This window comes from Lactobacillus sp. CBA3606 (assembly GCF_002970935.1).
Taxonomy (GTDB): Bacteria; Bacillota; Bacilli; order Lactobacillales; family Lactobacillaceae; genus Lactiplantibacillus.
The window spans coordinates 262,412-281,360 of the sequence record NZ_CP027194.1 but is presented as its reverse complement, the minus strand read 5'-3'; the positions used below and the strand labels follow the sequence as shown (position 1 = coordinate 281,360).

Sequence of the window (18,949 nt, the reverse complement as noted above, 5' to 3'; positions counted from 1 at the left end):
CTACACCTTCTCTAAACTTAATTCTAGAGATTCAAAGTTAGCATTTAGACGGATTAAGCCCAAAATATAATCAGTTTTTAATCATAATACCATACAAAACTGCCATATCAAAAGTCTATTTTCATAAAATTAGCACAAAAAAACCGGTAACAATACCCAAATGGTATCATCACCGGTCCACCGATACTAACTCGTTAGTGACGGATTTTTAATTAAGCGGCCAAGGCCTTTTTAGCTTCTTCAACCAATGCTTTGAAAGCATCAGCATCGTTAATAGCTAAGTCAGCCAACATCTTACGGTTCATATCGATGTTAGCAAGCTTCAAACCGTGCATTAATTTGCTATAGCTGATGTCGTTAATCCGGGCTGCCGCATTAATCCGGGCAATCCAAAGACGACGGAAGTCACTTTTACGCTTCTTACGATCACGGAAAGCGTATTGGTATGACTTCATTACTTGGTCCTTAGCAACCTTAAATTGGATATGCTTAGCACCACGGTAACCTTTAGCTAATTTTAAAATTCGTTTACGACGTTTGCGTGTAACTGTTCCACCTTTTACTCGAGCCATCTTATTTCCTCCTAGATTTAACTAAAACGTGTTAATTATTTTTGTAATAACTTGTGATATGTTTTGACCATTGGCTTTTCGATCACAGCCGTACCACGTAATTGGCGACGTTGTTTCTTAGTCTTACCATGGAAACGATGACTTGTGAAAGCGTTGGCGCTCTTAATGTTACCTTTTGCAGTTACCTTGAAACGCTTGGCTGCAGCGCGGTTTGTCTTTTGTTTTGGCATAATCAATAATCCTCCTAGAAATTACTTATCAGTTTTTGGTGCTAGCACTAAGAACATGCTCCGGCCGTCCATCTTAGGATAGGCTTCAACCGACGAATATTCTTTAGTTGCTTCAATCATTCGATTTAAAACCTGACGACCAATATCCTTATGGGTAATGGCCCGACCTTTAAAGCGAATGGAAACCCGAACTTTATCACCTTTTGACAAGAACTTTTCAGCATGTTTCAGCTTCGTGTTAAAGTCATTGGTGTCAATTACTGGGCTCAAGCGAACTTCTTTAATGCTAACAACCTTTTGTTTCTTACGGGCTTCCCGTTGCTTCTTTTGTTGCTCGAAACGATACTTCCCATAATCCATAATTCTGGCCACAGGTGGTTTCGCTTTCGGTGCAACTAATACAAGATCTAAGCTTGCCTCTTCAGCAATCTTCATTGCTTCTTGTCGTGACTGGACACCTAATTGTTCACCATCACTGGCAATCAAACGTACTTCACGAGCACGGATGCCGTCATTAACCATTGAATCTTTAGCTATGGTAATTCACCTCCGTAAAATTTCGAGAAATCCACAAAAAAGAGCAGGCGCATAACACGCCCGCTCAACCCCGTTAATGGGAATCAATTCATCGTTCGTCTGCCCGATAACTCTGGTTATCTAGGCGAGAAGCGGGTGCTTCTGCTTTTTTTCTCAACTTCAATACTATAGCAGAACTAAAATCGTAAGTCAACTATTTATTTGCTAGCACCACGACTGTAGTTCTTGACTTCCTGACTGATAGCGCCGATAAACATATCGACACCTTCAGATTCGGTCTTCTCTTCACCATATTTCCGGACTGAAACACTGCCGTTGGCAACTTCTTGATCACCGACAACGAGCAAGTATGGGACTTTCTTCGTTTGTGATTCACGAATCTTGTACCCCATCTTTTCATTACGGTCATCAATGCTAACTCGAATCCCAACTGCGGCTAAACGACGCCGAACGGTTTCAGCATAAGCACCATGGGCGCCATTGTTAACTGGAATAATGTTAACTTGCTTAGGGGCTAACCAAGTTGGGAAAGCACCCTTGTAAATTTCAGTTAAGTAAGCAACAAAGCGTTCCATCGTTGAAACCAAGCCCCGATGAATCATGACTGGTCGATGTTCTTCACCATCGGCACCGACATACTTCAAATCAAAGCGTTCAGGCAACAAGAAGTCCAATTGAATGGTTGATAATGTTTCTTCGCCACCCAAGGCCGTCTTAGTTTGCACATCCAACTTAGGACCGTAAAAGGCAGCTTCACCTTCTGCTTCGAAGTAGTCTAAGCCCATATCATCCATCGCGGACTTCAACATTTTTTGACTGCGTTCCCACATGGCATCGTCATCAAAGTATTTAGCCTTGTTTTCAGGATCACGATAGCTTAAACGGAAGCGGTAATCAGAAATGTCAAAGTCATCGTAAACTTGGACCATTAAACGTAAGATATTCTTGAATTCTTCTTCAATTTGATCCAACGCAACGAAGGTATGACCATCATTTAGTGTCATTTCACGTACCCGTGACAACCCAGTTAAAGCCCCGGATTTTTCGTAACGGTGCATCATACCAAGTTCAGCAATCCGCAATGGTAATTCACGATATGAGCGAATATGGTGATTGTAAATTTGAATATGTGACGGGCAGTTCATTGGCCGTAATTCCAATTGTTCGCCATCACCCATATCCATTGGTGGGAACATATCTTCACGATAATGATCCCAATGGCCAGATTGCTTGTAAACATCCAAGTTTGCTAAAACTGGCGTGTAAACATGTTGGTATCCATTAGCGACTTCTTTGTCGATAATGTAACGTTCGATTTGACGACGAATCGTGGCCCCATTTGGCATCCAGTATGGCAGACCATTTCCGACCTTCGGATCGACGAAGAATAAATCTAAATCGTTCCCAATAACCCGGTGATCACGTTCACGTGCTTCTTGCCGCCGTTTAAGATCTTCATCTAACGCTTTTTGCTTTAAGAAAGCCGTCCCGTAAATCCGTTGTAACATTGGATTGCTGGACTTGCCTTGCCAATAAGCCCCAGCAACGGATAATAACTTGAAAATTTTAACTTTACCCGTTGAAGCTAATTGTGCCCCGTTTGATAAATCAACAAAGTCACCTTGCTTATAGACAACGACTTGGCCGTCATTTTCAGCCGCTTGTTCATTAACTAAATCTTGTTGGTAAGGGTTATCACCAACTAAAGTTAAGGCCGCATCCTTTGAAAGAACTTCACGCACGATTGGTAAATCTTTTTTGATGATAGCTTGCATCTTAATGCTGATGGCATCAAGGTCATCTTCACTCACTTGCTTACCATCAGGATTATCAGTGTCAAAGAAGAACCCGTTCGCATTACCAGCACCACTCCCAAAATTAACTTTAGGGAATAATTGATGAACTGCATTAGCTAATACTTGCGCTGCCGTTTGACGTAAAACAGCCAACCCTTCATCGCTATCAGCGGCAATAATTTCAATGCTACCATCCGTTGTCAGGGGTTGACGATAATCAATCACTTGATCATTGAACTTCCCAGCCACTGACCGTTTAGCCAATGAGGGACTGATAGATTTTGCGATATCTTCGGTGCTAACGCCAGCATCAAATTGCTTTTCAGCGCCATCTGGAAACTTAACCTTAATACTTGCCATAAGTTGACACACTCCTTCAAAATTTACTCATTCACCAAAACACTGCGCCGGGACGACAAAAAAGTCCCTGATACCAGTATTAACTAGTATCAGGGACGTGATTGACGTGGTTCCACCCGATTTTTCAGCGACTTAAAGTCACTGACTCATTAGCGCTAATAACGGAAGCGTTCCGGCTCGTTTGAGCATATTCACAAAAGTGGTATCTCAGCCAATCCGGTCCGGAACTTCCAGCTTAGGTTCCGGTCTCTGTCACCAATGATTGGTTGAGCATGTCTTTTGCATCTGTTTTTATTAAACCACTTTTAGGTTAAAAGTCAATCCTAATTCGTTGAATCTAAGCGGCGATTTTGACCAATCATTTCGATTTCAGTAGTCAAGAACCGAATCCGTTGCATAATTCGCTGGGCTTTAATCGGTTCCTCGTCGCCTTTTTGCGAGACAGTCAAGTAACCATCTTGTAATTCTTGCATGGAAAAGTTAGAAGAAAAACACGTTGGTAACTCTTCTTGCATCCGATATTCCAGAATAACCCCCAGCACATCATCACGAATCCAAGTTGACGAGGAATCTGCGCCAATATCATCAATCATTAAGATAGGGGCCCGCTTAATCGCATCGACTTTGTCGCCCGACGTATTATTACTAATTGATCGTTTCATTTCCACTGCAAAGCTTGGAAAATGAATAAGCGTCGTTTGAAACCCACGAGTCGCTAAATTATTAGCCATTGCTCCCAATAAGAACGTCTTACCGACCCCGAAGGACCCGTACAAATACAGGCCACGATGGAAGCGTTTAGGCGCCTGCGTATATGCGTCAATAAAATCTAACGCCGCCATCAAGGCTGTTGCTCGGTCGCCATCTTGATCATAGGCCGTTAAATCAGCTGACTGAATATTTTTAGGCATACTAATCGAGCGGACCCGGTGCTTTAAGTCACGTTCCGCCTGGGCTTCTTGGAATTGCGGCGTTGGTTGATAGGCAATATCAATTAAATGATTACTCATCACTAATTCAGGTTGATAACCTGGTGCTTGCGTAGGTTCGTGCCGCGCCGCTTTTTGCTTTTCTTGACAAAACTCATAGAGCTTCGTGGCACTTCGCTCCATGGCGTCACTAGATAAGTCGTCCTGATGAGCTGCTAAAAACTGACGAACATCGGGATCCTGATAAACCGTCGTCATGAGTTCCTGGTATTGCTGATTTAGGTGGCGCTTATTCATCAAAGTTTTTAAGCCCTCAGAAATATTCTCCATGCGTTAGTCCTCCTCATCTGAATTAGGATCTAATTTTGCGACCCGTTCAGCCAATTGTTTACGTTGTGCCGTTGTTAACTGATTGCCACTGCTCGTCGCAGGTTTGGTTCCCGTTGTTTTTTGCGCCCATTTCGGCACAATTTCTTTCCGGGTCGGCCGACTATGCCGTTGATTATTCCGTCGTGTCGTTGGCTTTGGCTGTTGCCGTTGTTGCAAGTAGGCCAAGGCTGCTTCTGGGGTCATCACGTCATGTTGTTGCCAATCATTCGCAACGGTCTCTAATAAGTTCCGGTTTAAAGCCGCTAATTCACGATTTTGTAATAAGTAATAGATCACCATATTAATGACCGCATTTGGTAACACCCCTCGATTGACCAAATCATGGACCAACCGCGTTTCACCATTGGTCACAAAACCGTGCTTGGCGTTCTTCAAATCGGCTAAAAAATCATACGGTGATTGTTGTTTCGCTAATGCTACCAGTTGTTGCTCAGCTGTTGATAGCTTGGTTTTAGCAGTTGCCGGAGTCGTTGTAGCTGCCACAGCCACATGCTGTTCAGCGGGAGCGATTGGGCGTTCGTAGCGGCGGGCAATCAAGAGTTTCAACTGACTTTCATCAAAGCGGCCCGTCGTTAAACTGGCGACTTCACTAATCAACTTAGCCATCTCAACTTCACTAATTCCATAAACGCGACTTTCCGTCATAATCAATTGACGTGAACTGGCGACCTGCTTTAAATCAACATAGTTTTGTTTTAAAATCTGACCTAAAACTTGCCAATCAAACGTTTCATCAGTTAAGTCGGGCGTCACTTTTGTGGTTGCCGCCGCAGGTAACTGCTGGCGCACCGTCTTAATCTCGTTAGGCACATGTGTCACTTTTTGACTGTCAATATGAAAGACATCTAATAAATTCGCAGTGACCTCCGTGGCTTGTGTCAAATCCACCGTGGCCGGGGTAAATGCGGTCGCTAATTGTTGATACCGCAATTCACCCACGGCGTCCAAGAGTAAGACACTAAGCAGATCATCTTCAAAGAATTGCGTCACTGGCATGGGGGCCTTTAACTCATAAATATAGACCTCTCCCAGCTCATCTTTTTGATAGTAACTATGGAGTAACCCCGTAGCTTCTAACTTACGCCGTGCCGCTAAAACCGTGGGCAAATCAACGTTTAATATCCCCAACAACTCAGCGTGACTGCGGCGATTACTTAAGTCACTGGTTGGGCGCTGTAACGGTCGCAAAGCCGCATACAGGCTATAAGCCAGTGGACCAATCAAAGGTAAATAGAGCTCAGCCAAAACGGCCTGCTCCGTGGCACTTAACGCTAATGTCGGTGGGACAACTAAGCCCGCTTTCGGCGTCAAGTTTGGATCATCTTTAGGCATGTTGTTCACCAATCTTCATAACTTAATCTTTTTTAGGCTTCGGCGCAGCCCCAGTTTTAGGTGTCCGCTTAGCCAATTTTACTTTATCACGTTCCATCATATCTTGTAGTTCATTTAAGAAGACGTGCATGTCTTTGAATTGTCGATAGACGCTGGCAAAGCGAATATACGAAATTTCATCAATATCTGCCAGTTTTTCCATGACATATTCCCCAATCACTTGACTAGAAATTTCATTCTCGCCGAGTGATCGAACTTGGTTTTCAACGTCATCAACCACGCTAGTCATCGTCTCCATGCTAACGGGCCGCTTTTCAGCTGACCGAATAATACCGCGCAATACTTTTTCGCGATTGAATTCTTCCCGCGCCCCATTCTTTTTGATGACTAATAACGGGGTCGCCTCAACGCGTTCAAACGTCGTAAAACGAAACCCACAGTTTTCACATTCACGCCGTCGCCGAATCACGCGACCGTCATCAGTAGGCCGGCTATCAACTACGCGGGAGCCATTATGATGACAATGTGGACATTGCATAGACTTCTCACCTCATCTTTGCTAATCAATGTTTAAATTTCAGTTAGTTTTTATAGTTTCCAGCCATTTTAACACGCTAGTTCTTGTTTTATCAATGTTTTCCCCGTTATCAATCACAATATTTGCCCGTTTGACTTTTGTCGCCAGGGGTAATTGACTTGCCATGCGTGCTTTCGCCGCCGCCACCGTCAAGTGATTACGCGCCATTAAGCGCTGTAAGATTACTGCATCCGCCGCTGTGACGACCATCACTTGATCACATAACTGTTCCCAGCCATTTTCAAATAGTAACGGGATATCTAAAATAATGGCTGACGGCGTAGGGGTCACTTGCCCCAATGCCACAATTTTTTCTAAAATAGCATATTGAATCGGTAACTGCGTAATTGCCGTCAACGCAGCCATGGCTTGAGGATCGTTAAAGACCAGTTGGCCTAGCCAAGACCGATTGAGCTGACCATCTGGTTGTAATGCCTGAGGACCGAAATAAGCCGCAATTTTTTCGGTCGTCGGCATGCCTGGGCCTTCAACTTGCCAGGCCAACTTATCAGCATCAACAATCGGTAGGCCAGCAGTTGCAAGCATTGCTGACACCGTCGACTTACCGCTTGCAATACCACCTGTTAAACCAATTAATTGCGTCATTTCAGCCTCCTACAACCGTTGCTCATGGGGACAAAAATGGGTCCCACGTTGCGCCACTTTAATTTTTTCAATTAACGTCCCACAACGTTCACAAGGTTCCCCTTCGCGACCATACACATGTAACTGATTCTGAAACTGACCGGCTTCACCAAACGCCGTCGAAAAAGAATGCACCGTCGTGCCGTGACCCTTAATCGCCAGTGCCATTTCAGCAATAATATTTTGTCGTAATGCAGCAATCTCCGTTTCGGTCAAGCTATTCGCTGGTCGCATCGGATGGATTTTACTCAACCATAATGTTTCATCCGCATAGATATTGCCAATTCCAGCAATCTTGCTTTGATCCAACAAGAAAGGCTTAATCATTTTCTTGGATTTTGCCAAAACGGCTGTTAAATACGCCATCGTTAACGCACTGTCAATTGGCTCAGGTCCCATGGTCTTTAACCCACCGACCGTCGTTTCTTCACCCGTTGGTACTAGCGTCATCCGTCCGAACTTGCGGGTGTCGTTATACAATAAATCTCGCTGATCCGTCAGATGAAAAATAACGTGTGTATGCTTAGTCTGGCCTTCATCCTTAGGCATCACGTTATACTTACCTTCCATCCGTAAGTGTGAGACCATCGTCAAGCCATGATTAAACCGGAATAATAAGTATTTTCCCCGCCGATCAACTTTTTCAATGGTCGCATTCACTAAGCGGGCTTTAAAACGATCAACATCATTGTTGACGATTCGTGGCCAGCGGACTTCAACACTGGCAATTGTCGCCCCTTTAACAAGGCGATTCAGCCCGCGCCGAACTGTTTCAACTTCTGGTAATTCAGGCATGTCTTCACTTCCTATTTTGCATCATACCAAGTGTTGCCAAAATGACTTTCAACTTTCAATGGTACGGCTAATTCAACGGCCGAATCCATCACACTTGGCACCAACTTTTCAAGCGTTGGAATTTCAGCGGCTGGCGCTTCAAAAATCAATTCATCATGAACCTGTAACAACATCGTTGCCGCTAGCCCAGATGCTTTTAATTGGGCTTGCATATTAATCATCGCAATTTTAATAATATCGGCAGCACTACCTTGAATCGGCGTGTTCATCGCTGTTCGTTCTGCAAAAGCACGTTGATTAAAACTAGCTGAATTAATGTCTGGTAAATATCGGCGCCGATGCGCAATGGTTTCCACGTAACCTTGTTCTTTGGCCGTTTTAACAATATCCGTCATGTATTGCTTCACGCCTGGATATTCCGCAAAGTAAGCGTCAATGAAACTGCGTGCTTGCTTGCGCGTAATGCCGATATTTTGTGATAAGCCATAATCACTAATCCCGTAGACAATTCCAAAGTTAACCGCCTTAGCTTGCCGGCGGATATTAGGGGTCACGTCGGCCGGTGACTTCAAATTAAAGATCCGCATCGCAGTTGCCGCATGAATATCATCACCGGCTTTAAAGGCTGCCTGCATATTTTCATCATGCGTGATGTGTGCTAAGACCCGCAATTCAATTTGGGAATAATCAGATGAAAAAATCTGCCAACCAGCATGACTTGGCACAAAGGCTTGGCGAATCCGCCGCCCCTCTTCTACTCGAACCGGAATGTTCTGGAGATTAGGATCAACGGAAGATAAGCGACCTGTTTGTGTCAACGTTTGTAAGTAACGAGTGTGCACTTTTTGGTCAGTTGAGTGAATAGCATCCAATAACCCTTCAACATAGGTCGACTGAATCTTCGAAATTTGTCGATATTGTAAAATGTTCGCAACAATTGGGGCCTCAGGGGCCAACTTTTCTAATACATCGACCGCCGTTGAATAGCCCGTCTTGGTCTTTTTAAGCACCGGTAAATGCATTTCTTCAAATAAAATTTTGCCTAATTGTTTGGGTGACTTAATATTGAATTCTTGACCAGCTTCTTGGTAAATCACTTGTTCAATTTCACTGAGCCGCTCTTTGAACTGACTCCCCATGGCCTGCAATCGACTACTATCCACCGTAATCCCAGCAATTTCCATTTGTGCTAAGACCAAGGCCATTGGTTTTTCAATATCGTGGTATAACGGGGTTTGTTCATTTTCATCCAGCTTCTTTAAAAGGTCTGGTTTTAATGCCGCAATCGCCGCTAACTTCCGGGCTAAATGGCTAAAGAAAATATGATCATCTTCTGGAATCGCCCGTTTAACCCCTTTACCATAGACCGCTTCATCCGTTGGTAAATCAAGGTACCCGTGTTGTTCCGCCAAGTTGCCCAAGTCATTACTATTATCATTCGTATCAAGCAAGTATGAGACGAGTAATAAATCAAAGTCAACCGCCTTTAAGCTGAGTCCTAAGCGGTTCAATCCAACTATGGTCCGTTTCATATCAAAAACGTTCTTCTGAATCGTCGTGCTAGCCAATAGCTCAGCCAATTCCGGCTTGAGTAATAGCTCAACATCACGACTGATATACCACTGGTTGGCATGACCAATCGCAAAACCCGCAATCGCTGAGGTATGGTAATTGGCGGCAGGCAACTCTAAATAGAATTCCACATGGGTCTTAAATTGTGCTAATTCATTTAAATTAGCCGTTGTTAGTTCGGTGTACGCAATCGGCTTAGCCGGTTCATTGGTCGCAATTTTTAATTTTTTTAAGAAAGATTGAAAGTCCATCGCTTGATAGAACTCAGCCAATTGGTCAATATCTGGACCTGTATACGCTAAGTCAGCCAAGCCAACAGTAATCGGGGCATCTCGCTTGATAGTCGCTAAGACCTTGGCCCGTTCAGCTAACGCCTGGTCCTCAATCAGATGTTCTTTCATCTTGCTAGGCTTCATCGCAGCAACATTTTCGAAGACCCCTTCAAGGGACTCATATTGTTTCAATAATTTCAGGGCAGTTTTTTCACCGACTTTAGTGACACCCGGATAATTATCAGAAGTATCGCCGGTTAGCCCCTTCATATCAATGATTTGTGTCGGCGTAATGCCTAACTTTTCTTGCACATGTGCTGGCGTATAGCGTTCCACTTCAGAAACGCCTTTAACAGTGACCGCAACCGTGGTCTGATCCGTTGTTAATTGGGTCAAATCCCGATCACCAGTCACGATAGTGGTCGTATACCCCGCCTCGTCGGCAGCTTTCGACAACGTACCGATAATATCGTCGGCTTCAAAGTCTTTTAATTCATAATGTTGAATCCCATACGCATCCAACAATTTTTTAATGTATGGCATTTGTTCAGAAAATTCACTCGGCGTTTTCGCCCGGCCACTCTTGTAACCATCAAACATGCTCGTCCGAAATGTCGTTTTACCCGCATCAAAAGCAACCAACATATCCGTTGGTTCGACCGCTTTAATCATATGATCAAGCATCGTATTAAAGCCATAGATGGCCGTCGTGTGTAACCCATCGGCGTTTACAAACCGCTCAAGTTGATTGTGTAATGCGAAAAACGCTCGAAACGCCACGCTATTCCCATCAATCAATAATAATTTTTTTGCCATTACCGAATGCTCCTTTAAGTCGAACGATTTCTTTAATTGTACCAAATTATCGTGTCTAACGGGACTTTCACGATTAAAAAACGAGCGCCGAACAATTAAGTCAGCACTCGTTTACTAATAGACATTTAATAACGATTTAATCCCGGCTAGAGCCAGCAAAGATTTGAACGAAGTATAAGAACAAGTTAACAAAGTCCAAATAGAGTTGTAGCGCCCCGGTGACCGCTAATCCAGTTGAAGAAACTTGGTCGCCATATTTAAGGTACATATCACGCATCCGATTGGCATCCCACATGGATAGGCCGGCAAAGATTAAGACCCCAATGTAAGAAAAGACGTAACTAATCATGGCGCTTTGTAAGAACATGTTAACGACTGAAGCAACTAACAACCCAATCAAGGCCGCTATCAAGTGGGTCCCTAACTTAGACATGTCGCGCTTGCTAGTGGTCCCAATCACAGCCATGGTTGCAAAGACCGCCCCCGCAGCTACGAAAGCCCCAAAAATAGTGGCTTTGGTATAAAGTGCCAACGTAACGGACATTTCAACCCCAAAAACAACGGCAAATAGCATTAATAATGAAAAACTAATTGCCGGATTGCGGGTTGCATTGACTTGAATCCCACCAATCATTGCAAACATGCTGACCATGAAAATAATCAAGAAAATTAACGGATGTTGCCCAAAAGCAGCGTTAATTTGTGTCATGAAGACATTCATTGCCAAGTACACCGTCACTGCTGAAACTAAAACAGCTAACGTCATGTAACCATACATTTTAGTTAAAAAGCTCCGTAACCCGACTTGCGTGTTAATGGTGCTTGGTTGCTGATTATTTTGAAAATTATTCATAGAAATCCCTCTTTCGCCTAAAAATTTAACTGTTGATTCTTCAAAAGCCTAAGTTGAAGGTACTAATTGCCGTCGTCATCACGGGTCGTCACTCACTAATATCAGTCAGTGACCGACCTGACACTAGTTTTTCAATCTCATGACTGCGTCTTAATCTTTCAGACATTGCCAATCAGTCACCTCAACTTTCTTGACATCTAGTTTATCAGATTAGTCAAAGAAGGTAAAACAGTTAGGTCGGTGAAACGCTAAAAATTTTGTAAAGGTCAGTGCAATAATTAAGCGGCGTTTAGGTTTTAGCCCCAAACGCCGCTTTCTCACCGATTGAGATGGCGTCACCATCTCAGCAGCTTTGCTTATTAGCCAATCAATGCTTCATAAGCTTTTTCATATTTTTGAATATCGCCGGCGCCCATGAAGACCACGACGGCATCATGATACTGGGTTAAAGCAGTCATATCATCGACGGTCACAATTTCGCCACCATTAGGTAACTTAGCCGCCAAATCTTTGGATGACACATCCCCGCTCTTTTCACGCGCTGAACTAAAGATGTTCGTCAAAAAGACATGGTCTGCTTGGCTTAAACTCGTGGCAAATCCAGCCATGAGGGCCTTAGTCCGAGAGTAAGTATGTGGCTGAAAGACCGCTAAGATTTGCTTATCAGGATATTTTTGCCGGGCAGCGTCTAAAGTGGCTTTAATTTCTGATGGATGATGTGCATAATCATCAATCATCATCATATCGCCCACTTTTTTCTCGGAGAACCGACGCTTAACACCGCTAAAACTTAATAGTTCACGGCGAATTTCATCTAAATCAACTTTTTCAAAGTAAGCCACCGCGATCACGGCCGTGCTGTTCAAGACATTATGTTCCCCGAACAACGGAATCTCGAATTCACCTAGTGATTCACCATGATAGTTCACTTCAAAAGAGGACCCCTTCGTCGTCCGATTGATATTGACGGCTTGAAAATCATCACGATCCTTGGTGCCATAATAATAAATAGGGGTGTCCACGTCTAATTGCCGTAAGCTTTCATCGTCACCCCAGGCAAAGATACCTTTTTTAACTTGACTACCGAACTGTTTAAAGGCTGACTGAACATCCGCCAAATCATGATAATAATCCGGATGGTCAAAATCAACGTTGGTCATAATCGCGTAATCAGGTTGGTAAGCGACAAAGTGCCGCCGATATTCATCCGCTTCGAATACAAAGAAACGGGCATCAGGGGTCCCTTTTCCAGTCCCATCGCCAATCAAGTAACTGGTTGGCGCAATATTACTCAACACATGGGCTAATAACCCCGTGGTTGAGGTCTTACCATGTGTCCCGGCAACGCCAATACTCGTGTAACCAGCCATTAGTTTGCCTAAAAACTCATGATAGCGATAGACGGGCAACCCCATTGCCCGGGCTTTTTTAATTTCAGGATGGTCATCAGTGAAGGAATTCCCAGCAATAACTGTTAATCCCGCATGAATATTAGCCGCTGAAAATGGCAACATCTTAATTCCAGCCGCCGCTAATCCCTTTTGCGTAAACGTATATTGTTCAATATCAGAACCTTCAACTTGGAATCCCTTATCGTGCAAAATCAAAGCTAATGAACTCATACCGGAGCCCTTAATGCCTACAAAATAATAAACCGTTGCTTTATCCATTGTTATTAATCTCCCATATTTGTTATTCATTAATTAAACCATGAATTGTTAATTTTTAATTATGAGTTAGCTTGTAAGTTAGTTAAATCATCCGCCGTAAAATAAACATCTCGCGGTTTCGATCCTTTAGCCGCTGAAACATAATCGCGTTGCTCTAAGTCATCAATGATATTCGCTGCCCGGTTATATCCCACTGAAAAAGTTCGTTGCAGTTTCGAAGTTGAAACAGTCTCTTCCTCAGCTAAATAAGCCAATACTTCTGGCATTAAGTCATCTTGACTCTTAGCGACTTCTTCATGTTTCGCTAAATTGTCCGGCTGAAATTCATAATGCGGCGCTGCCTGTTCACGGACAAATTGTGCAATATCATCAATCTCACTGTCCACATAGGTCCCTTGCAATCGGATTGGGGTACTTTGCCCATTACCAAGGTACAGCATATCGCCACGCCCTAATAATCGTTCCGCCCCACTCGCATCTAAGATAGTCCGCGAGTCAATCTGACTGGCCACCATAAAGGCAATTCGTGTTGGAATATTATTCTTAATCAAGCCAGTCACGACATCCACACTTGGCCGTTGCGTTGCGACCAACAAATGAATCCCCGCTGCTCGCGCCTTTTGCGTAATCCGAGCAATATAATCTTGGACTTCACTAGAGGCCACCATCATCAAATCAGCTAATTCATCAATCACAATCACGATATACGGCATTTTAAGGCCATCTTCGTGATGGGCCACGGCCATTTCATTGAATTGTTCAATGTTTCGGGCACCGCCAGCCGCTAACTTATCATAACGATTATCCATTTCATCAACGACCCATTTCAGAGCCGCTGACGCTGCTTTGGGCTCTGAAATAACTGGGGCAAGTAAATGCGGCACCTTATCATATGGTGCAAGCTCAACTGCTTTTGGATCAATTAGGAGCAACTTAACTTCTTGCGGATTCGCCTTATACAACAATGAAACTAAAATACTGTTAATAAAGACTGATTTCCCTGAACCAGTTGCACCAGCAATTAAACCGTGTGGCATTTTCCGTAAATCGGTAACTTGTGGTTGCCCAAATAAATCCACACCCAGAGCCACCGTTAATGGTGACTTACTATCGCGGAATTTATCTGAATTAAGCACTTCTGACAACATAACTGGTCGTGATTTTTTATTAGGGATTTCAATTCCGACCGTATTCCGACCGGGAATTGGCGCTTCAATTCGAATATCTTTCGCCGCTAAGGCTAATTTTAAATCATCATTTAAATTCGTAATTTTGTTAACTTTGACACCACGGGCTAATTTCACTTGGAATTGAGTAACGGTTGGTCCAATCGTCCAATCAACCACATTCGCATCGACGCCAAATGCATCGAGCGATTCATCTAGTGCACTCGCCTTGCCTTCAATCCAATCATCCATTTCAGATTCATCTGGAATGACCGGTGCTTTCAACAAGTCTAATGGTGGTAAGTGATACGCCGCTAATTCCTGGTTAGCTAATACCGGCGCCGCCGAAGTCCCGTTATGGGCCGCAGAGACTGGCGTTACGTCGGCCTCAACACTGGCACTCGTGGGCGCCGGTGCAGTCGTTGCTTGTGATGTTACTGGTGTCGACGTTACCGCCGGATGCGCCACACCAACCGGCTGATACAGGTCGTCTTCGGCTACCGGCGTTATTGGGGCCGGTTGCTTACTAGGCTCGTCTTTGAATAGCGCCAAATCTGCCTGTGCATTATGCTCTTCTGTCATGATTGCATCGAGCGATAACCCTAAGCCATGCGTCGGTTTAGCCGCTGCACTTGTCACAGTACTGGTTGGCGCTACCGTCGTGACAGCACTAGTCGCCACGCTTTGCGGCGCTGCTACTTCACTAGTCACTGTAACTTCAGTACCAACAGCACTTGCGACTGCACTACTGGGCACAGCAACTTCAGGCGTAGCAGGCTGTTCAACTTGATCAAGCGACGGCACTGTCACTGGTGGCGTCACGGCACTGGTAGCCGTTGTTGGCGCTACTCGATCAGTTAAGTCGATTGGGTGGGTCGGTTCAAAAACAACTGTCGGCGCACTGCTAGCCACGGCTACCGATGCACGACTTACTGCCACTGCCTGTTCGGGTTCAAAGACCACCGTTGCTGCATGACTAGTTGGTGTCAACGTTACCGTGGGCGCTGCCGACATAACTGGAGCAGTAGCCGGACTCGGTTCAAGCTGTGCTAATTCAGTATCAGCTCGCTCAATATCGGTCGCTGTTGCAAACAATAAATAACTAGTCGCAGCTTTGTGCAAGCTCGCTTCAATCTCCAAGTAATTGGCTTGATCAGTTGACACGACGCTCCCCATCGAGTGAGCCGTTGGCGCTAATTGCGCTGGCACATGTGATGGATGAAAAATGCCATGCGTTCTTTGCGTAGCAGGTGCCGAACTAGCTGATCTCGCTGGCATCGCTGGCGTTGATACTGGTGCCGCTGGTGCACTAATAGGTGGCGTATCCACCGGTGGTGTTGGTTCAACGACCGCTGGCGATGGTTGTTTTTTAGTTGTTAGTTGGTGATATTTCCGGTAAAAAGCCGGGCCATCATAATGGGTCATTTTCAATCATCCTATTTAATAGTCTCATCGTTTAAGCTGTAAACAAAGTTTGGGCCCGTTCGAAATCAAACGGTTCACCAACTTTTTGATAATCGGCTGGCAAAATTAAAGCTCCCGGCCGTTGCGGCGCATTCGGTAACCGAAGTTCCCGACCAGAAACAATCATGCCGTTACTAGCCACGCCACGTAATTCACCCGGCCAAATGATTAGCCCATCTGGCATCATCGCGCCGACTTTTGCCACGACAACCAAAATATCAGCTTGCATATTTGGTGACCCACTAACAATTTGTAACGGCTGATCCGTACCAATTTGCGTTTTTGTCACTAATAAATGATCAGATTTTGGATGATCCGTTGCCGTTTCAACATAACCGACGACGAATTTAGGTGTCGTATCTAAGACCAAGTCGGCCTCAAAATCATTGGCTGTTAATAACGCATTTAATTGTGCCACTTGGGTCGCAGTTAAGTGCACTTGACCATTCACTTCTAAAGCGCCCAGGGTCTTTGAAACATCAAAAAAGTTGTAGCCCAGCGTCTCACCCGTAGCGGTATCGCTAATACGGGTCACGTTTTGATGCGTTTCGATTTTTTGATCAGCAGTATCTGGTCGTAAAATGGCGATTAAAGTATCGCCTAACTCGGTTGGATTATAACTTGTAATTAACATTTGAAACCCCTTTACTCTCATTCTAGACATTCATTTTAATATTATAGCCTATTTTGCCTATATCTTACGGATTAATTATGACTTTTATTTGTTTTATCGTCAATCATTGGTATACTAATTCTGAACAAAAAAATCCCGCATTGAGTTGGTCGAAAGGAGCACACAATATGCATAAACAAATTCAATATGGCGGCTTGTTAGCAGTTGGCATGGCAGGGATTGCTGGTGGTTTTTCCGTTAGTGGGCTATTTAAACGCTTACGCCGACCAACCCCTAATCAAATTTTAAGCCAGGTTAAACGCGCTTTTTTAAAGGAAGCCCCGATTGAAGGTTCTTGGATTGAAATGAAAAAAGCCCCCTTACAGAAGTTCGCCTTACGAACGGATGTCTATTACGGTGGCGTGACACGTTATGAGGACGGTCAATTGGTCCAGTATGAATTCTTAGCAGATGCCAATACTGGTAGTATTTTAGATATTTATCGTCTCTAAATTCAGAAAAATTCAGCTCTTTGTCAACGGCTGTCGACGAAGATTTATTATAGGGAAATCAATCCATTGGCGGATTGGTTTCCTTTTTTATGTTGAATTGTCCATTCAATCCAAATTCGTGTAAAAATATAAGGGTCACTGCACGTACGCCAGCAGAGCTTTTATTCGACAAAGTGTTGCACTTGGTTTGACAATTCGTCCCAAAAAAAGACCCATGCAATTATGCACAAGTCTTAATTCACTATTTAGTTGGAAAGGTCGCAATAATCTTATAAATTGGCCCTTTTGAACTATATTTTTGTTCATATTCAGTTTCAACATTTTCTTCAGGTGTCATTGCAGCATGCAAGTCTAACCAGACCTGTTCAAACTGCAACCCAAAGTTATTCATACTCGTTAATGAAAACTCAAATAACCCACGATTATCCGTCTTAAATTCAATCTGCCCATGTACCTTTAAAACTTCTTGATAACTTGCCAAGAAAGTCTTATAGGTTAAGCGCCGTTTCGCATGTCGACTCTTCGGCCATGGATCAGAAAAGTTTAAGTAAAGGCGGTCGACTTCCTGTGGCTCAAAAAAGGTCGTCACCGATTCACCATCCGCATGAGCCAGTTGCAAGTTTGGCAACGGTTCAGCGACTAATTTTTTCAAAATCAGTGCAATCACCGACGTTTGAATCTCAATCGCCACATAATTAATCTCTGGATGACGTTTCGCCATCTCGATGATGAATTGACCCTTACCACTACCAACTTCAATCTGGAGCGGCTGAGGGGTCTTAAACCGGCTTTGCCATTTACCACGAAAATCCGCGGGGGTTTCAGTGATCAGTTCTGGATGGGCATTGATTAATTCCGGGGCCCAAGGCTTATTTCGTACACGCATATGTTCTTTTAACTCCTCTACTCATTAAAATAGCCGCGAATTCCGCTTGGAACGCGCGACTATCAGGTTTGATTTTAGAAAAATGATAATTGTTGCTGCATCAGTTCTTCTAAGAAAATAATTTCATGATTCATTTTGTGATATTGATTACGATAATAATTATCTTTAATATTCAATAACAAGTTCACCTTAGCATACCAAATGACGCGTTGCTGCATTGCTGGTGTCATGGTCTCACCGTACTCCGCTAACCACGGTTGCCAAGCGGCTAATGGCAAGTATTCACATAATAATAGACTAATATCTGAAGCGGGGTCCGCAAACCGTGCCGCATCCCAATCAACTAAATATAATTGGCGATGATCCGATAATAACCAGTTTTTATGATTCAAATCACCATGACAGACGCGATAATCGGCCACTGGCAAAGTGGGGAGTTGGTTCTTTAACCCCGCCAAGACGTCGGCCATCAATGGATGTTGCCGCAAGTCATCTGGTAAATCACTAAGATATTGACGAATAAAATCTTGTGGTCGGACAATCTGACCACCAACTTTAGTTAACATCCGATGAAGCAACTTGGAATTGTGCACACGTGCCAATAAATGCGCCACTTCAGGCAGCTGCATTTGTTGCTTCGTTAAAGTTTGACCATTCAGCCATTCTTGCGCGGTCAAAGTATCACCGCTTGAGATGCGTTTCGTCCAGATTAAGCGCGGCGTTATTTCCTCCATTGAGAGTGCCGCTAAGAACGGCGAGGCGTTCCGTTTCAAGAATAATCGTTGTTGGTTCTTCTTACCCATAAAAGCTTTATCAGTATTACCATCAATCGGATAAACCGCCCAACCATCATCAAGTTCGAAATCCATCAGCCCCACTCCTCTCAAAAAAATTCATTTTACGACCGGCTCCATAATTCACTTAACAATCACATTCTAAAGACCAAACTCGGCTACGTCAAG

17 protein-coding genes and 1 other annotated feature are annotated in these 18,949 nt (G+C 43.9%); of the genes, 1 reads left to right on the top strand and 16 read right to left on the bottom strand.

Annotation, left to right across the window (positions count from 1 at the left end; all coding sequences use genetic code 11):
* Nucleotides 1–212 precede the first annotated feature (212 nt).
* The 14 genes from rplT to ytpR form a co-directional block, all read right to left on the bottom strand.
* On the bottom strand, nt 213–572 hold the full coding sequence (gene rplT, locus C5Z26_RS01475; RefSeq protein WP_105448262.1) for a 50S ribosomal protein L20: 360 nt from the start codon (nt 570–572) through the stop codon (nt 213–215).
* A gap of 35 nt (nt 573–607) precedes the next feature.
* Nucleotides 608–802 carry a 50S ribosomal protein L35 gene (gene rpmI / locus C5Z26_RS01470; RefSeq protein WP_024623797.1) on the bottom strand — a complete coding sequence of 65 codons (195 nt, stop codon included), beginning with the start codon at nt 800–802 and terminating at the stop codon, nt 608–610.
* Between the two features lie 21 nt (nt 803–823).
* On the bottom strand, nt 824–1,324 hold the full coding sequence (gene infC / locus C5Z26_RS01465; protein ID WP_199774916.1) for a translation initiation factor IF-3: 501 nt from the start codon (nt 1,322–1,324) through the stop codon (nt 824–826).
* Nucleotides 1,325–1,368: 44 nt separating this feature from the next.
* Nucleotides 1,369–1,492, bottom strand: a sequence feature (ribosomal protein L20 leader region).
* Between the two features lie 44 nt (nt 1,493–1,536).
* Complete coding sequence (thrS, locus tag C5Z26_RS01460) at nt 1,537–3,495, bottom strand: threonine--tRNA ligase (RefSeq protein ID WP_105448260.1); 1,959 nt, start codon at nt 3,493–3,495, stop codon at nt 1,537–1,539.
* 323 nt (nt 3,496–3,818) lie between these two features.
* Nucleotides 3,819–4,754: a primosomal protein DnaI gene (dnaI, locus tag C5Z26_RS01455; protein ID WP_105448259.1), complete on the bottom strand. Its 936-nt coding sequence runs from the start codon at nt 4,752–4,754 to the stop codon at nt 3,819–3,821.
* Between the two features lie 3 nt (nt 4,755–4,757).
* A complete protein-coding gene (locus C5Z26_RS01450) occupies nt 4,758–6,146 on the bottom strand; it encodes a replication initiation and membrane attachment family protein (RefSeq protein WP_105448258.1) in 1,389 nt (462 codons plus the stop codon).
* A gap of 22 nt (nt 6,147–6,168) precedes the next feature.
* Nucleotides 6,169–6,684, bottom strand: coding sequence for a transcriptional regulator NrdR (gene nrdR / locus C5Z26_RS01445; RefSeq protein WP_105448257.1), 516 nt, complete (start codon nt 6,682–6,684; stop codon nt 6,169–6,171).
* Nucleotides 6,685–6,723: 39 nt separating this feature from the next.
* Entirely contained in the window at nt 6,724–7,329 is a 606-nt protein-coding gene (coaE, locus tag C5Z26_RS01440) for a dephospho-CoA kinase (protein WP_105448256.1), read from the bottom strand.
* A 9-nt stretch (nt 7,330–7,338) separates the two neighbouring features.
* Nucleotides 7,339–8,163: a DNA-formamidopyrimidine glycosylase gene (gene mutM, locus C5Z26_RS01435; RefSeq protein WP_105448255.1), complete on the bottom strand. Its 825-nt coding sequence runs from the start codon at nt 8,161–8,163 to the stop codon at nt 7,339–7,341.
* A gap of 11 nt (nt 8,164–8,174) precedes the next feature.
* Nucleotides 8,175–10,823: a DNA polymerase I gene (gene polA, locus C5Z26_RS01430; RefSeq protein ID WP_105448254.1), complete on the bottom strand. Its 2,649-nt coding sequence runs from the start codon at nt 10,821–10,823 to the stop codon at nt 8,175–8,177.
* Between the two features lie 136 nt (nt 10,824–10,959).
* The gene (locus tag C5Z26_RS01425) at nt 10,960–11,676 is read right to left on the bottom strand and encodes a Bax inhibitor-1/YccA family protein (RefSeq protein ID WP_105448253.1); all 717 of its coding nucleotides are present in this window, start codon (nt 11,674–11,676) and stop codon (nt 10,960–10,962) included.
* A gap of 359 nt (nt 11,677–12,035) precedes the next feature.
* On the bottom strand, nt 12,036–13,346 hold the full coding sequence (murC, locus tag C5Z26_RS01420; protein ID WP_105448252.1) for a UDP-N-acetylmuramate--L-alanine ligase: 1,311 nt from the start codon (nt 13,344–13,346) through the stop codon (nt 12,036–12,038).
* 59 nt (nt 13,347–13,405) lie between these two features.
* The gene (locus C5Z26_RS01415) at nt 13,406–15,937 is read right to left on the bottom strand and encodes a DNA translocase FtsK (protein ID WP_105448251.1); all 2,532 of its coding nucleotides are present in this window, start codon (nt 15,935–15,937) and stop codon (nt 13,406–13,408) included.
* A gap of 31 nt (nt 15,938–15,968) precedes the next feature.
* Nucleotides 15,969–16,610 (bottom strand): YtpR family tRNA-binding protein, encoded by a 642-nt coding sequence (gene ytpR / locus C5Z26_RS01410; protein WP_105448250.1) that lies wholly within the window; start codon nt 16,608–16,610, stop codon nt 15,969–15,971.
* 167 nt (nt 16,611–16,777) lie between these two features.
* On the opposite strand from ytpR, the gene C5Z26_RS01405 reads away from it, so the two are divergent.
* Nucleotides 16,778–17,101, top strand: coding sequence for a PepSY domain-containing protein (locus C5Z26_RS01405; RefSeq protein WP_105448249.1), 324 nt, complete (start codon nt 16,778–16,780; stop codon nt 17,099–17,101).
* Between the two features lie 241 nt (nt 17,102–17,342).
* Here C5Z26_RS01405 and trmB read toward each other — a convergent pair whose 3' ends face one another.
* Nucleotides 17,343–17,987, bottom strand: a complete 645-nt coding sequence (gene trmB / locus C5Z26_RS01400; RefSeq protein ID WP_105448248.1) for a tRNA (guanosine(46)-N7)-methyltransferase TrmB — start codon at nt 17,985–17,987, stop codon at nt 17,343–17,345.
* A 74-nt stretch (nt 17,988–18,061) separates the two neighbouring features.
* Entirely contained in the window at nt 18,062–18,856 is a 795-nt protein-coding gene (locus C5Z26_RS01395) for a phosphotransferase family protein (protein ID WP_105448247.1), read from the bottom strand.
* Nucleotides 18,857–18,949: the final 93 nt, after the last annotated feature.

What these genes read in the sequence shown, in the direction of transcription:
- C5Z26_RS01450 (WP_105448258.1), bottom strand. Translation starts at nt 6,146, where the DNA reads ATGCCTAAAGATGATCCAAACTTGACGCCGAAAGCGGGCTTAGTTGTC.
- C5Z26_RS01395 (WP_105448247.1), bottom strand. Translation starts at nt 18,856, where the DNA reads ATGGATTTCGAACTTGATGATGGTTGGGCGGTTTATCCGATTGATGGT.
- infC (WP_199774916.1), bottom strand. Translation starts at nt 1,324, where the DNA reads ATGGTTAATGACGGCATCCGTGCTCGTGAAGTACGTTTGATTGCCAGT.
- ytpR (WP_105448250.1), bottom strand. Translation starts at nt 16,610, where the DNA reads ATGTTAATTACAAGTTATAATCCAACCGAGTTAGGCGATACTTTAATC.
- C5Z26_RS01425 (WP_105448253.1), bottom strand. Translation starts at nt 11,676, where the DNA reads ATGAATAATTTTCAAAATAATCAGCAACCAAGCACCATTAACACGCAA.
- nrdR (WP_105448257.1), bottom strand. Translation starts at nt 6,684, where the DNA reads ATGCAATGTCCACATTGTCATCATAATGGCTCCCGCGTAGTTGATAGC.
- polA (WP_105448254.1), bottom strand. Translation starts at nt 10,823, where the DNA reads ATGGCAAAAAAATTATTATTGATTGATGGGAATAGCGTGGCGTTTCGA.
- C5Z26_RS01405 (WP_105448249.1), top strand. Translation starts at nt 16,778, where the DNA reads ATGCATAAACAAATTCAATATGGCGGCTTGTTAGCAGTTGGCATGGCA.
- rpmI (WP_024623797.1), bottom strand. Translation starts at nt 802, where the DNA reads ATGCCAAAACAAAAGACAAACCGCGCTGCAGCCAAGCGTTTCAAGGTA.
- mutM (WP_105448255.1), bottom strand. Translation starts at nt 8,163, where the DNA reads ATGCCTGAATTACCAGAAGTTGAAACAGTTCGGCGCGGGCTGAATCGC.
- rplT (WP_105448262.1), bottom strand. Translation starts at nt 572, where the DNA reads ATGGCTCGAGTAAAAGGTGGAACAGTTACACGCAAACGTCGTAAACGA.
- dnaI (WP_105448259.1), bottom strand. Translation starts at nt 4,754, where the DNA reads ATGGAGAATATTTCTGAGGGCTTAAAAACTTTGATGAATAAGCGCCAC.
- murC (WP_105448252.1), bottom strand. Translation starts at nt 13,346, where the DNA reads ATGGATAAAGCAACGGTTTATTATTTTGTAGGCATTAAGGGCTCCGGT.
- thrS (WP_105448260.1), bottom strand. Translation starts at nt 3,495, where the DNA reads ATGGCAAGTATTAAGGTTAAGTTTCCAGATGGCGCTGAAAAGCAATTT.
- coaE (WP_105448256.1), bottom strand. Translation starts at nt 7,329, where the DNA reads ATGACGCAATTAATTGGTTTAACAGGTGGTATTGCAAGCGGTAAGTCG.
- trmB (WP_105448248.1), bottom strand. Translation starts at nt 17,987, where the DNA reads ATGCGTGTACGAAATAAGCCTTGGGCCCCGGAATTAATCAATGCCCAT.
- C5Z26_RS01415 (WP_105448251.1), bottom strand. Translation starts at nt 15,937, where the DNA reads ATGACCCATTATGATGGCCCGGCTTTTTACCGGAAATATCACCAACTA.